The organism is Psychromonas algarum, assembly GCF_004376845.1.
Classification (GTDB): domain Bacteria; phylum Pseudomonadota; class Gammaproteobacteria; order Enterobacterales; family Psychromonadaceae; genus Psychromonas.
Genome location: NZ_SNUW01000003.1, coordinates 93,380 through 108,801, shown reverse-complemented (window position 1 = coordinate 108,801; position 15,422 = coordinate 93,380). Strand labels below are relative to the sequence as shown.

11 protein-coding genes are annotated in these 15,422 nt (G+C 35.0%); 8 read left to right on the top strand and 3 right to left on the bottom strand.

Annotated features, from left to right (window positions below):
- Window positions 1-8: 8 nt before the first annotated feature.
- A complete protein-coding gene (locus tag E2R68_RS02645; protein ID WP_134275961.1) occupies window positions 9-1,352 on the bottom strand; it encodes an MATE family efflux transporter in 1,344 nt (447 codons plus the stop codon).
- A 176-nt stretch (window positions 1,353-1,528) separates the two neighbouring features.
- Here E2R68_RS02645 and E2R68_RS02640 point away from each other — a divergent pair, with 176 nt between their 5' ends.
- From E2R68_RS02640 to E2R68_RS02630, 3 genes are all read left to right on the top strand, one after another.
- The gene (locus E2R68_RS02640) at window positions 1,529-4,228 is read left to right on the top strand and encodes an acetate--CoA ligase family protein (protein ID WP_134275960.1); all 2,700 of its coding nucleotides are present in this window, start codon (window positions 1,529-1,531) and stop codon (window positions 4,226-4,228) included.
- Between the two features lie 143 nt (window positions 4,229-4,371).
- Window positions 4,372-7,017 carry an aminopeptidase N gene (gene pepN / locus E2R68_RS02635; RefSeq protein ID WP_134275959.1) on the top strand — a complete coding sequence of 882 codons (2,646 nt, stop codon included), beginning with the start codon at window positions 4,372-4,374 and terminating at the stop codon, window positions 7,015-7,017.
- 350 nt (window positions 7,018-7,367) lie between these two features.
- Window positions 7,368-7,847: a response regulator gene (locus E2R68_RS02630; protein WP_134275958.1), complete on the top strand. Its 480-nt coding sequence runs from the start codon at window positions 7,368-7,370 to the stop codon at window positions 7,845-7,847.
- 103 nt (window positions 7,848-7,950) lie between these two features.
- Here the strand turns inward: E2R68_RS02630 and E2R68_RS02625 are convergent, their stop codons facing one another.
- Both E2R68_RS02625 and E2R68_RS02620 read right to left on the bottom strand, forming a co-directional pair.
- On the bottom strand, window positions 7,951-8,601 hold the full coding sequence (locus E2R68_RS02625; protein WP_134275957.1) for a porin family protein: 651 nt from the start codon (window positions 8,599-8,601) through the stop codon (window positions 7,951-7,953).
- 101 nt (window positions 8,602-8,702) lie between these two features.
- Window positions 8,703-9,221, bottom strand: a complete 519-nt coding sequence (locus tag E2R68_RS02620; protein WP_134275956.1) for a DUF2062 domain-containing protein — start codon at window positions 9,219-9,221, stop codon at window positions 8,703-8,705.
- A gap of 33 nt (window positions 9,222-9,254) precedes the next feature.
- Between E2R68_RS02620 and E2R68_RS02615 the strand changes: the two genes are divergently transcribed.
- From E2R68_RS02615 to kdsB, 5 genes are read left to right on the top strand one after another with little or no spacing between them, the layout of a single operon-like run.
- Window positions 9,255-11,717, top strand: a complete 2,463-nt coding sequence (locus E2R68_RS02615; RefSeq protein WP_134275955.1) for a DNA internalization-related competence protein ComEC/Rec2 — start codon at window positions 9,255-9,257, stop codon at window positions 11,715-11,717.
- Between the two features lie 20 nt (window positions 11,718-11,737).
- Window positions 11,738-13,489 carry a lipid A ABC transporter ATP-binding protein/permease MsbA gene (gene msbA, locus E2R68_RS02610; protein WP_134275954.1) on the top strand — a complete coding sequence of 584 codons (1,752 nt, stop codon included), beginning with the start codon at window positions 11,738-11,740 and terminating at the stop codon, window positions 13,487-13,489.
- Window positions 13,489-14,460, top strand: coding sequence for a tetraacyldisaccharide 4'-kinase (lpxK, locus tag E2R68_RS02605; RefSeq protein WP_134275953.1), 972 nt, complete (start codon window positions 13,489-13,491; stop codon window positions 14,458-14,460). The genes msbA and lpxK overlap by 1 nt, the downstream gene beginning before the upstream one ends.
- Window positions 14,454-14,633, top strand: coding sequence for a Trm112 family protein (locus tag E2R68_RS02600; RefSeq protein WP_134275952.1), 180 nt, complete (start codon window positions 14,454-14,456; stop codon window positions 14,631-14,633). The genes lpxK and E2R68_RS02600 overlap by 7 nt, the downstream gene beginning before the upstream one ends.
- Before the next feature lie 2 nt (window positions 14,634-14,635).
- Window positions 14,636-15,418 carry a 3-deoxy-manno-octulosonate cytidylyltransferase gene (gene kdsB, locus E2R68_RS02595; protein ID WP_134275951.1) on the top strand — a complete coding sequence of 261 codons (783 nt, stop codon included), beginning with the start codon at window positions 14,636-14,638 and terminating at the stop codon, window positions 15,416-15,418.
- Window positions 15,419-15,422 lie beyond the last annotated feature (4 nt).

Genomic DNA, 15,422 nt, shown 5'->3' with positions numbered 1-15,422 from the left:
TTAAGCGCTTAATTAAACTGTGTTTTTTGTACTACGTATAAACGTTGCCCTAACAAAATAGCTGCAACGGTCAAACCGACAGTGATGCCAATCCAGAAACCCTGTGCTCCCATAGGTTCTGTGAGTAAATTTGTCATGCCAAGCGTATAACCTAATGGTAAGCCCACAACCCAGTAAGAGATAAAAGTACGGGTAAAAATAGCCGTCATTTCTTTATAACCACGTAGTGCACCTGCAGCGACGACTTGAATTGAATCAACGCATTGGTAAATAGCAGAGAATAAAATAAGTACAATCGCTAGGTCTATAACCTCTTGATTATTTGAATATAATAAGGCGATATGCTCTTTAAATAAGACAGTTGATATCGCGGTGATAACGGACAAACCTAAACCAATACTTAGACCTGCATAACTCGCTTGTTTGGCTCCATTATTGTTTTTGCTACCTAGGTTAAAACCAACTCGAATACTCACCGCGTTTGCAATACTCATTGGTAACATAAATATCATGGTTGAAAAGTTAATCGCAATTTGATGAGAGGCAACAACATCTGCTCCTAAAGGTGCAACTAATATCGCAATCGCGGCAAAAATGGTCACCTCAAAAAATATTGCAACGGCTACGGGTAATCCTAACTTAAATATCGAGAGAAGGTGTTTAATATCAGGTTGAGTAAACTCTTTAAATAATGGGTAATGTTTTAATTTTTTGCTATAAAAAACATAAAAAGCCAGTGCGATAGCCATTAACCAGTAGACAATTGCAGTAGCAACTCCACAACCTGCACCACCTAAAGCTGGAGCCCCTAACTTTCCGTAAACAAACATCCAGTTTAAAGGAATATTAACCAATAACCCTAAAAATCCGATAACCATAGCGGGTTTGGTAAGTGATAATCCCTCTACATAATTTCGTAGTGCCTGAAATAATAAAAAGGCTGGAATTGCAAAAATCATTGCGTATAAATAATGTACTGTAATGGCTGCTAATAAAGCTTCAATATCCATCATCTTCATTAAAATACCTGCATTAAACAGGATAACTCCGATAGGAATTGATAATAATAATGCAAGGTATAAACCTTGTTGTCCTGTTTTGGGTATTTGCAGTGTATCGTTAGCGCCATGTGCTTGTGCCGTGAGGGGGACTATGGCCATCAATACACCCACACCAAAAAGAATACAAGGTAGCCAGATACTAGATGCAATTGCTACAGCAGCCATATCACTTGAGCTGACACCACCTGCCATCACAGTATCAACAAAGCCCATCGCCGTTTGTGCAAATTGCGCAATAAATAGCGGTAAACTGAGTTTTATAATTTTCTTGGATTCAATAAAAAAGGGCAAAACCTACTCCGGACGAGGTAAAAGGCTGAGTGTAATCTGCACGCACAGAGGGCGCAAATTAATTCGTAAAAAATATTCAATGATATGCCTCTTACTTTACTTAAAAACTACGGCAAGATTTCTTTGAAAGCGTAAACTTAATTTATCTTATATCGTTTACATTGGGCGAGTTTGTTATGAGTTTACAGTTACTTAAACATTTTTTTAATCCGCAATCTATAGCTGTGATCGGGGCCTCCGTGAATGTCAAACGGGCTGGTTACTTAGTGATGAATAATTTACTTGCGGCTGGGTTTAATGGCCCAATTATGCCAGTCACGCCGAAGTACACCTCTGTGCATGGGGTGCTCGCTTATAAACAAGTCTCTGACTTGCCTATTACGCCAGAGTTAGCGGTAATTTGTACTAATGAATTTCGTATTCCTGAAATATTAAAATCACTTGCAGATAAAGGCTGTCGAGCCGCCATTATTATTACCACAGAAACTGACCATGATATTGCAAATAGTATTTATGAGGTTGCGGCTGAACATAAAATTCGCCTGTTAGGCATGAGTAGTTTAGGTATTATTAATCCTCATAATCTAGTTAATGCGAGCTTGGCTCATTGTAATGCACTACCTGGTAATATCGCCTTTATCTCACAATCTGCCGCCGTATGCACCACAGTATTAGACTGGGCAATGGGTAAAGGAATAGGGTTTTCAGCTTTTGTCTCATTAGGTGATGCAAAAGATATCACTTTTGCTGAGTTGCTAGACTATTTAGCTCGTGACACTAAAACTCAAGCCATTTTGTTATATATCGATAATATCGCCAATGCTCGTGAATTTTTATCTGCAGCACGTGCTATTTCCCAGCATAAAACGGTGTTAGTGATTAAAGCGGGCAGTTCCTTATTAGGTGCTAAAGCTGCTGCATTACATAGTCGTGGATGCTTTGGACACGATAGTGTTTATGATGCGGCTATCAAACGGGCGGGTATGCTACGAGTACATGATTTGCATGAGCTGTTTGCTGCTGTTGAAACCTTAGCTTATGCAAATTATTTGCATGGAGAGCGTTTAGCGATTATTACCAATGGTGGTGGTTTAGGTATTTTAGCTGTTGATAATCTGGTGGAAGAAGGAGGGCGATTAGCTGAACTTGATCAACCCTTAATGGATAAATTAAATAGTTGTTTACCCAGTAATTGGTCGCATAACAATCCTATCGATATGATCGGTGATGCAGACCCCAAACGTTATGCCACTTCATTAATACACTTAATGGATAGTGATCAAGTTGATGCTATTTTAATTATGCATTCGCCTTCTGCTTTATCTGATAGCGAAGAAACGGCTAAAGCCATTATTGACGTTATTAAAAAACATAAAAAGAAAAAACAAATTAATATCCTAACTAATTGGAGTGGAGAAGAGGCTGCAAAACCAGCAAGAAAACTATTTTCTAATGAAAAAATTCCTACTTTTAGAACACCTAAGGGTGCGATCACTGCTTTTATGCATTTGGTGCAATATCGCCGAAATAAGAAATTATTATTAGAGACTCCCACTCGGTTACCTGAACACCTCGTTTATGATGCCACTGCAGCTGCAGAATACATCAAACAAAATCTTAATGAAGAAACATTGAGTGCTAAGTTAAATACCTATTTTACTAAGCCTTTATTAGATGCTTATCACCTTAATACTATCGATACTCATATTGTACAGAATATTGAGGAAGCGATTGATAAAGCTAAAATAATTGGTTATCCGCTAGCGGTAAAAATTAATTCACCGGATATACAGTACAAGTCTCAAGTTCATGGCGTTATGCTGAATATTAACAATGCTCGAGAGCTTGATTCAGCATTAAAATCTATTTCGGAGAGGGTGAAATTAGTCTTGCCTAATGCACGATTTAGCGGATTTATTTTACAAAAAATGGTGGCATCAGGTCTGGCATTAGAGTTACGAGTGATGATTAAACAAGATGCTATTTTTGGTCCTGTGATTGCTATTTCTCAAGATAGTGATGCACGAGACTTACAATCAACGTTGGAAAATGCGGTGGTAGCGTTACCCCCTCTAAATATGGCACTTGCCCGATATTTAGTGATCCAAGGGATTAAAGATAAAAAAATCAAAGTAAAACAGCATGCAAAAGACTTTGATATGGATGCGGTCTGTTTGATGCTGACACAATTATCGCAGCTGTTGTTGGATAACCCTGAAATTACAGATTTAGATTTAAATCCTGTTCTTGTGACTGGAAACAAAGTGACCATTGTTGATGGCCAAATGCAGTTAACATCTGATATACAAAACGCATCAAGTCGATTTGCAATTAGTCCATACCCTAAACAATTAGAAGAAAATGTTGTTTTAAAAAATGGTGAAATAGTATTAATTCGTCCAATTACAGCGGAAGATGAGGCAAGACATCAAGTATTTGATAACTCTTTAACGGAAGAGGATAGATACAAACGTTATTTCTCACAACGAGGTAAGATGTCACATGAAGAGATGGCAATATTAACGCAAATTGATTATGAGCGAGAAATGGCATTTATTGCTATTCGCTTGAATCAAAACAATGAACAAGAAACCCTTGCTGTGGTGCGAGCATCGATTGACCCTGATAATATTGATGCAGAATTTGCTATGATTGTGTTGTCTGATTTACAAGGATTAGGATTAGGTAAATTATTGCTTAAAAAATTGATCACATACCATCGAGATAAAGGCACACATTCGATTTCGGGCATGACGATGTTAAGTAATGTTGGTATGGCAATGCTGGCTAAAAGTTTAGGTTTTAAAATTGAACGAGACATAGAAGAAGGGATCATTAATATGAAAATAGATTTAACAGCAGAGCCTGCTCAATAATTGTGATTTGAACGACTCATTTATTGAGTTAAACGATGTTAATGCCTGAGTATTGCCATGTTGTTTAAATAAGGCTTAATAATTATTAAGCCTTCTTGTATATTATGCGCACAGATTCCCATAGATTTAAGAGTATATAAATAATGAGCCAAGTTGATTCTCTCGAAGAAGTTATCGAAAAAAATCCCCAAGAAAAACATCTGAGTGATTATCGACCATCAGATTACAGCATTTCTACTATTGACCTTGAGTTTGATCTATTTGATAACCAAACCACAGTTAAAGCTATTAGCCAAGTAAAGCGTGTTAGTGCGAAAGCTACACCATTATTTTTATTTGGTGAGTCATTAAAGTTACTTTCTGTTCTAGTCGATGATGTCGATTATAGTGATTTTGAATTAATTGAAGAAGGGGGCATGTTAATTAACTCTCTGCCTGACTCTTTTAAATTAGAGATTAATACAGAAGTTGACCCTGCCAAAAACTTAGCATTTGAAGGATTATATAAATCTGGCGAAGCTTTTTGTACTCAGTGTGAAGCTGAAGGGTTTCGACGTATTACCTATTATTTAGATCGCCCAGATGTATTAGCTAAATTTAGTACCAAAGTTATTGCAGATAAAACACTTTATCCGTATTTATTATCAAATGGTAATCAAGTTGATCAAGGTGATTTAGAAGGGGGCAGACATTTTGTTTCTTGGGTTGACCCTTTCCCTAAACCTGCTTATTTATTTGCATTAGTGGCTGGTGATTTTGATTGCTTGAAAGACACTTACACCACTAAAAGTGGACGCGAAGTTGAATTAGCTTTATTTGTTGATAAAGGTAATTTAGATAAAACTCAACATGCAATGTTATCACTTAAAAAATCAATGCAATGGGATGAACAACGTTTTAATTTAGAATATGATTTAGATATTTATATGATTGTCGCCGTGGATTTCTTCAACATGGGGGCAATGGAGAACAAAGGTTTAAATATCTTTAACTCTAAGTTTGTTTTAGCTAACCCACAAAGTGCAACAGATCAAGATTACTTAGGCATTGAAGCTGTTATCGGGCATGAATATTTCCATAACTGGACCGGTAACCGTATTACTTGTCGAGACTGGTTCCAGCTTAGTCTAAAAGAGGGCTTAACAGTATTTCGAGACCAAGAGTTTAGTTCAGACTTAGGTAGTCGTAGTGTTAATCGAATTGCTAATGTAATGACGATGCGTGATCATCAATTCTCTGAAGATGCGGGCCCAATGTCACATCCAATTCGCCCTGAAAGTGTAATGGAAATGAATAATTTTTATACCTTAACAGTGTATGAAAAAGGATCTGAAGTGATTCGTATGTTGCATACTTTATTGGGAGAAGAGAAATTTCAACAGGGCATGCAACTTTATGTTCAACGCCATGATGGGCAAGCAGTTACCTGTGATGATTTTGTTGCTGCAATGCAGGATGCAAGTGCTATTGATTTAATATTATTTAAACGTTGGTATTCACAATCAGGTACTCCTAACGTTTTTGTGACTGATCATTACAATAATATTAACAATACTTACCAAATTACTTTTAAACAAAAAACCTTACCTACAGCGGATCAAGCAAAAAAATTGCCTCTACATATCCCTATTGATATAGAGTTATTAGATAACAAAGGTAACGCCATTGAATTATCAAAAGGTAGAACAACTCGAGTTTTAAGTTTAACGCATAAAGAGCAAACTTTTGTATTTCAAAATGTTAAAAGTAAACCTGTTCCATGTTTATTCCGTGGGTTTTCTGCACCTGTTAAATATCAATATGCTTATAGCGATGAGCAATTATTAGATATTATGAGCTTTGCGAGTGATGAGTTTTCTCGTTGGGATGCAGGACAAACTCTATTTAACAAATACTTAGTTAAAAATGTAAAAGCCTTACAGCAAAAAGAAGCACTTGAATTACCAGAGATTTTTATTGATGGTTTTAAATCGGTTCTAGTTAGTGAAAACCTAGATCCTGCATTAATTGCAGATATGTTTACTTTCACTAGTGAAAATGGTGCTCGAGAATTATTTGAGTACGTAGATATTGATGCAATTCATCATGCTCGTCATTTCATGCTTCAAGAAATTGCGACACAGCTACATGAGTTATTTGTTGATACTTATTTACGCCACCATAAATTAAAAGCATACCAAGCAGATATCAATGATATTGCTGAACGTAAACTAAAAAATATCTCTTTAATATTTATTGCATTAGTTGACAAAAAACTGGCAAATGAATACGTATTAGCACAAATTGATTCATGTAATAACATGACCGATCATCTTGGAGCATTAACGGCTGCAAATATTGGTTTGTTGCCTTGTCGTTCAGATGTCATGAAAGCCTTTGATGATACTTGGTATGAAAATGGTCTAGTCATGGATAAATGGTTTGCGTTACAAGCGAGTATGCCTTGTGAAAAAGTATTAAATAATATTGAAAATTTATTTAATCACCGCAGCTTTGTTTTTAATAATCCTAATCGATTACGTTCTTTAGTTGGCGCATTTGCACAGAATAATACTTATCATTTTCATAATATTGATGGTAGTGGTTATCAATTTTTAACTGAGCAACTTATCAAGCTTAATAGTTTGAACCCTCAGGTAGCTTCTCGCTTGATCACTCCTTTAATTCAATTTAAACGCTTGGATGAAGTGCGTATTCAATTAATTAAAAAACAATTAAATCGTTTATTAGTATTACCTGATTTAGCTGTCGACTTATATGAAAAAGTGACTAAAGCACTCGCACAGTAATCTTATAAAGTGATCTGGATAGCCTTTCTAAACATTTAGAAAGGCTTTTTTTATTGAGCTTGATCTACCCCTCTTTTTCAAGATGTGAATATTTAAAATAGACATACACTTAATCCAAATTACTTAAAACTATCTATAAATAGGGAGTGAGCAATCGTCATTGTTAAGCTTATCATTCGCTTGGTCTTTGATTATTAAAGGATAATCTTAACTACTATTTATAATAGTGAGGGGTGTACCTATACAAAAGAGGTAGTAAAGTAGGTATCATATAGTATCGGAGTTATAAGATAATTATACTTTTAATATAACTCTAAGTTTGGCTTTTAATTTATTGGGTGGGTGTCTTGATGGAAAAAATAAACATAATTTGTGTTGATGATGAACGTGAGGTTTTAGATTCAGTTAGTCGAGATTTAGCATTTTTTGCAGATGTTTTTAATATTGAAGAGTGTGAATCTGCGATTGAATGTTTAGGTTTATTAGAAGACCTACATGCAGATCAAGAATATGTTGCATTGGTTATTTCTGATCACGTTATGCCAGGCAAAAATGGAGTTGAATTATTAACAGAAATTGAGATGGATAATCGTTTCATGGGCACTAAAAAGCTGTTATTAACTGGTTTAGCAACGCAAGCCGATATGGTACGCGCAATTAATTATGCTCGATTAGATCATTTTTTAGAAAAAATATGGGATCCTGAAGAATTATTACAAACGGTGAAAGAGTTAGTGACTGAATTTATAGTTGAAAAAGGGCTTGATCATGAAGATTATGCTGAAAAATTAGATGTTAAAACACTTGCTCGTTTATTAGGTAAGCCTTAAAAAACAACGTAAATCTACCCGATTTTATAAAACTTCTCTGTACTCATTAAACATTTCATCACATGAGTACAGAGGATTAATAATGCTATTTTATAAAGAGCTTTTAGAACTTGAATTCAAGACCTGCCATTAATTCACCTTGTACATAAACATCCCCATCCACATCTAAGTAACACGTTTGATTACCACAGAATAATGAACTCTCAGAGTTTAACAGGGTGCCATATACACGTAAGTCTCCGCGTAAAGCAAATTCTTCTGTTAATTGGTAACGAATACCACCGGTAATATTTCCTGAAAAAGCAAATTCAGAGCCGTAATCATTACCTTCAGGATTAAAATAAGTAGCACCAATACCTAAACCAAAACTGCTTGAGAATGCTGTACGAGTTGGAAATAAAACACGTCCACCAAAATGTAGATATTGTATATACACATCGATATCAGGCGCACTTGTGGTTGAATTGGACATTGATAATGTTGGTTTACTATTTGAGAATAATAACTCACCTTCAGAGTGCCTATCGTATGTCCAACCTAAAGCAACTGCTTGAGTTAATGCGGCGCTAAAATCAGCGACTTCACCAGTACTTTTATGTGCTACATCTTCGCTAATTCGAGTTCCTAAAAATGCACTCACTGTCATATAGTTTTTGGCCCCATAAGGGTCTTCAAAAAAGATGCTTTCAGCTGCACTTGGTAATGAAAAAGTACTTATTACAAATACAGGCAGTATACGTTGGTGTAGTTTCATGAAATATCCATTTCCTTTTAGAAGTCTGCTGTTAGTTCATTAATATTAAAGCAGAATCTCTCCATTTTTATAAACTAGTAATTAGGTTTTTAATGCTCTTTTTAGCGTTTTTGCGAATGTTGACGGGTTTTCCATTTTTTAGCAGCACTATAACGCCAGAAAAAAGTAAAACTCCAATATCCAAAAAAGGCACAAATACAACCAATTATAAAGCAACCTAAAAACATAGCGGGCGCAATTGTTTCTAAGGTATTGATGATCCACGCATAGGATAATTCAAAATGAAAATCCATTAATGGCTGATTTAAAATAAAAGCACCTAAGCGGTAACCTGCATAAAACAATGGAGGCATAGTGAGTGGATTTGATATCCAAACTAGGGCAACGGATAAAGGTAAATTCACACAGAAAATCATTGCAATAATTGATGCCAGTAACATTTGAAATGGCATTGGGACCCAAGCACAAAATAATCCTACTGCAACAGCACCTGCAGCACTACGTCTGTTTAAATGCCATAAGTTAGGATTTTGAAGTTTAGCTCCAAAATGTTTTAAATGAGGATGAGCTTTTAGCGTTTCTGGATTTGGCGAAAAGCGTTTAATAAATTTTTTTGGCATATAATTAAACTTTATCTGCGTAAATGGGAAAAAATGCGAATATCAATAGGGCTATCTATCGCTGTTTTTGTTAGCACACTCTATTGGCCACAATTATTAAATTATAGTGGCATACTGTATTGCGTGCTAAGTGTATTTATTTTTATTTGTTGGCCTAGATGGCGAACATTAGTGATCCTGCCGTTAACTGCTGCCTATTTTAGCTTATTTACACAAGTTACATTATTGGGAGTCTCTGTTGATTCAACAAATGTCCTTAATATATTGCAAAATAAACCATCGTTAACTTCCGTTAATAAACAACATGCTAGCTTTTTTACTAATGCATTGAACGGCAAAGACAATATCATAACAGTACAGGTTAAATCATTAATCAATTCAAAAAATAATGGTTATTTTATTGCAAATATAATTTCTATCAATAATCAGCACTGTATTTATTGTCCATTAATTGAAATGCGTTGGTTTAAGCCAATATTGTTAGTACAAGCTGGGCAGGTGCACCAATTCAAAGCAAGTATAAAACCATTGCAAGGGAAAGCTAACCCTAATGGTTTTGACCGACAAAAATGGCGTTATTCAAATCATATTGCTTATATTGCCAACATTAGAACTCATCTACAAACAATAGATCCCTCTATTTCATTACGGGCATATTTATATCAAAAAGTATTGCATGCCTCGGATAAACTTGAACAGCAAGGAGCAATTATAGCTTTAAGTTTTGCAGATAAAAGTTTACTGAGTGATGACGAAAAGCAATTGATTAAACAGTTAGGCATTGCTCATCTATTTGCTATTTCTGGCTTGCACATTGGTTTATTATTTGTTTTTTCATTCTTTATATTTAATCTGTTGCTGAAAAGAATATTACCTATCAGCTTATTAGGCTGGTTTTCTTGGCGTCTGATATATCTACTTAGTTTCTGTGTCTGTTTAAGTTATGGTTATATTTCTGGTTTTTCATTACCTACCCAACGTGCATTGTTAATGTTATTTATCAGTGTATTAATGTTTTCGGTAAAACGAAAAATAAGTCTTTTTGATTTATTAATCTTGTGTTTATGGATTATTTTATTAGTTGACCCATTAGCGATATTAAGTAGTAGTTTATGGCTTTCATTTACAGCTATAAGCATTATTTTGCTCTTTGTTTGGAGTCAACAGAAACCTCAAAAAACTCAAAAAGTTGAAGCGGATATGCCAGCTTGGTGGGAAATATATAGCCAAAAATGTATTTCATTTATTAAGTGGTTATTATTGTTACAACTTATTTTGACTATTTTTATGTTACCAATTCAGTTACTTAATTTTTCTGCTGTGAGTTTGTTTTCTTTCATTATTAATCTTATCGCTATCCCCTTATTTTCTTGGTTTATTATTCCTATCACTTTATTAGGCACACTATTGGTGATGCTTGTTGAGCCTATTGGAGTTTTTTTATTAATGATAAGTGACTATTTGTTAATACAATTTATGTATTATTTTTCAGAATTATCAGAAGCTTATTTGTTATTATCTGACTTAACCATAAAACTAATGTTGAGTGTTTTTATATTTAGCCTATTAGTTGCTTTATTCATTTATCTACAATCTTTTTTTCTTGTAAAACGTAGGATGTTATTGCTATCAATATTGGTGTTTAGTTTCATTGGCTTTATTGTTGTGAGAATAGGAGAAATAGGGTGGGAAAAACAAAATACTTGGCAAGTTGAGGTATTTGATGTTGGTCAGGGATTGGCGGTATTAATTCAAAGTGAGGGTAAATACTTGTTGTATGATACAGGCCCTAGCTACCCGCCAAATTATGCTACGGCCGAGTTTGAAATTTTGCCGTATTTACAAGCTAAAGGGATCCGAGATCTAGATTATTTAATTGTTAGTCACAGTGATAATGACCACGCGGGTGGCGCAAATATTATTCAACAGTCATTAAAAGTCAAAAAAGCTTATGCTGGTGAGGCATTGAAGATGCATTCTTTTTATCTTGATTATCAGCAATGTATAACAGGGCAGCAGTTTATTTTAGGAAAATTAAGTGTCGTTATACTTTCTCCGTCAGTGGTGAGTAAAAATAACAATAATAACTCCTGTGTATTAAAAATAAGTGATGGAAAAAACAGTCTATTATTAACAGGGGATATTAGTCATACTATTGAACAAGCGTTAATATACAATGCGTTACAAAATAATAATTCAGAAATATTAAAGGCAGATATTCTTATTGCACCACATCATGGTAGTAAAAGCTCATCCAGTGAAGCTTTTATCAGGCAAGTAAATCCTAGTTGGGTTGTTTTCCCTGCTGGCTATAGAAATCGTTGGAATTTTCCTGCTTTACAAGTTGTACAACGTTATCAACAACAAGGCGCAAAACAGTTAACGACAGGGAATACTGGATTTATTCGATTTAATGTGCAAAATCAGCATATTGAAGTAAAAACTTATAGAGAAGATCTCGCAGCTTATTGGTATCATCGACATCCTGCATTATAAATATCTTATTTGGTGTATTCATGAAAAACAAAGAAGAAAACGGTTACTTAGTATTTAAACGCTTACTCGGCTATATCAAAGAGTTCAAAGTTGCATTAGCGTTTGGCATTGTTGGTATGGTTGGTTATGCCGCTGTAGATATGTTACTTATATGGTCATTACAACCATTAATTGATGATGGTTTTACGGGGAAAGATCCTAGTGTAATGCAATTAATGCCATATTTTGTAATTGTAGTAATTGCTTTACGTGGTCTTGCTGCTTTTTTAAGTTCTTATTGTATGGCTTGGGTTGGTACACATATTGTAATGAAATTACAACGCCAACTGTTTTCTCAATTAATTGCTCTGCCTATTAGCTTTTTTGATAAAACCAATACTGGTGACCTGTTATCAAAAATCACCTACGATGCTAACCAAGTCTCTAATGCAGCTAGTAGTGCCATGGTTAAGATATTCCGTGAAGGTGCAACGGTTATTGGTTTAGTTGCATTGATGTTTTATCAAAGTTGGCAATTATCATTGGTGTTTTTTGTAGTGGCTCCAATCGTTGGTATTGCTATTAATATTGTGAGTAAACGTTTTAGAAAAATAAGTAAAAATTTACAAAATGCAATGGGGTTAGTTACAACTTCATCAGAGCAAATGTTGAAAGGTCACAAAGAAGTCTTGATGTTTGGTGGTCAAGAACTTGAAAATAAAAAGTTTGAAAAAGTAAGTAACACTGTTCGTAGTCAAAACATGAAGATGGCAAGTGCGAACGCAATCAGTGTTCCTGTTATTCAAAGTATTGCTTCACTGGCATTAGCATTTGTATTGTACCTAGCGACTTACCCTGAAATTATGAATACATTATCTTCAGGTACTTTTGTTGTGATCATTAGTTCTATGATGGCATTAATGAAACCAATCAAAAGTGTAACTCAGGTAAATAACGAAATTCAAAAAGGTATTTCAGCAAGTAGCAGCTTGTTTACTATGTTAGATATGACAGTTGCTAAAGATGACGGTACTTATGAAGTTGAGCGTGCTAAAGGCGATATTAGTATTGATAATATTGTTTTTACTTACCCTACAGCGGAGCAACCTGCACTACGAAAAGTGAGTTTTAATGTCAAATCTGGCCAATCAGTTGCACTGGTGGGGCGTTCAGGAAGTGGAAAATCTACTATTGCGAATTTATTAACTCGTTTTTATGATATTGATTCAGGAGAAATAAAATTAGATGGTAAAAATATTGAAGAATATAGCTTAAAGTCATTACGTAACCAAGTCGCTATCGTTTCTCAAAATGTACATTTATTCAATGACACTATTGCTAATAATATTGCTTATGCAAGTGAAGGTAAATTTACCGAGCAAGATATAATTAATGCGGCAACAACTGCTCATGCAATGGAATTTATAGAAGGTTTTCCTGACGGTTTAAATACAGTGATTGGTGAGAATGGTGCGATGTTATCTGGTGGACAACGTCAACGTTTAGCTATTGCCCGTGCATTATTACGTGATGCACCTATCTTAATATTAGATGAAGCAACATCTGCATTGGATACGGAATCAGAGCGTCATATTCAAGCCGCATTAGATGAACTGCAAAAAAATAGAACATCAATTGTTATTGCACACCGTTTATCAACTATTGAACATGCAGATCAAATATTGGTAATAGACCAAGGACAAGTGGTTGAACAAGGCACTCATACTGAGCTATTAGCACAAGGCAAGATTTACCATAGCTTAAATCAAATGCAAGCATCGGGAGAGTTGTAATGCCATTTTGGTATCAAGCAACTCGTTTATGGGTATGGTGTTTGTACCCATTTTCTTTATTAATGCAATTGATCAGCACTATTCGTAGGTTTTGTTATAAAAAAGGCTGGTTAGCAAGCTATCAAAGCCCATTACCTGTTGTTGTGGTAGGCAATATTTCAGTTGGTGGTAATGGCAAAACACCTTTTGTAATTAGCTTGTGTGAACTATTAATCACTGCAGGATATAAACCGGGTGTGATTAGTCGAGGTTATGGTGGCAAATCACCACAATACCCACTGCTTGTTGTGAATGAAACAACAGGAAAAGAAGCGGGTGATGAACCAGTCTTAATTTATCAACGTTTACAGATACCTGTTGTTGTTGATCCAGTCCGTTCACAAGCAGCCATTTATTTGGCTGAACAGTGTGATGTTGACGTCATTGTTACCGATGATGGTCTGCAGCATTATGCATTACAACGTGATATTGAAGTGGTTGTTGTAGATGGTAAACGCCGTTATGGTAATCAGCACATTATGCCAATGGGGCCATTAAGAGAGCCTTTGAGTCGTTTACAATCTGTGGATTATATTATTAATAATGGTGGTGTATGTTCTGGTGAATTTACCATGAATTTATTACCTTCTACCTGTAAACGTGTTGATGGAAAGCAAGGCACTTTAACCATATCTGATATTAATGCTTGTGCTGCGATAGGTTATCCTCCTCGTTTTTTTGAAACCTTAAGGAAACAAAACTTTAGGCTACAAAAAACAGTCTCTTTTGCTGATCACCACGCTTATACTTCAGATGATTTTGACCAATTTGAATTAGATATCCCATTACTTATGACAGAAAAAGATGCAGTAAAATGCACTTCATTTGCTAAAGATAATTGGTGGTACTTACCAATTGATGGGCAATTACCAAATACGTTTACACAACCGTTTTTAGATAAATTAAAACAGATCAAGGAATCAAAATGTTAGATATAAAACTATTGGATATTATTGCTTGTCCAGTATGCAAAGGAAAACTAGCTTATGACAAAATCAATAATGAATTAATCTGTAAGTTTGACCATTTAGCTTACCCTGTAAGAGAAGGTATTCCTGCTCTATTACAAGTTGAGGCGCGAAAAATGAGTGCTGACGAGGAATAACTATGTCATTTATTGTTGTTATTCCTGCTCGTTATCAATCAACTCGTTTACCTGCAAAACCACTTGCAGATATATTAGGTAAAACAATGATTGAACGTGTTGCAGAGCAAGCATTACAAAGTGGTGCTAAGCAGGTCATTGTGGCAACCGATGATCAACGCATTGTTGATGCTTTGCAGCGAGTAAAAAATATAGAGGTTTGTTTAACGTCAAAAGACCATGAATCAGGTACCGATAGATTAGCTGAAGTGTGTCATATTTATAATTTTTCAGATGATGAAATTATTGTTAACGTACAAGGAGATGAACCACTGATCCCACCTAGTGTGATTAAACAAGTGGCAAATAACCTGTTTGAAAATGAACAAGCAAGTGTTGCAACATTAAGTGCACCGATTGGTGATCAAGAAGATGTATTTAATGTTAATGCTGTTAAAGTGGTGACGGATAAAAACAAATTAGCACTTTATTTTAGTCGTGCAACAATACCTTGGGATCGTGATAACTTTACTCCTGAAAATCAGCAAAGCAAAAACGTTAATTTGGAAAATTTACAACGCCATATTGGTATTTATGCTTACCGAGTTAACTTTTTAAAACAGTATGCTCAATTGTCTGTTTCACCTTTAGAGGTGATTGAAAAATTAGAACAATTACGCGTACTTTGGCATGGTTTTAAAATACATGTTGATGTTGCTGTTGAAGTTCCACCTGCAGGCATTGATACTGCGCAAGATCTACAACGTGTAATCAATGTATTATCCGCCGTTAACATAAATAAATAAGGGA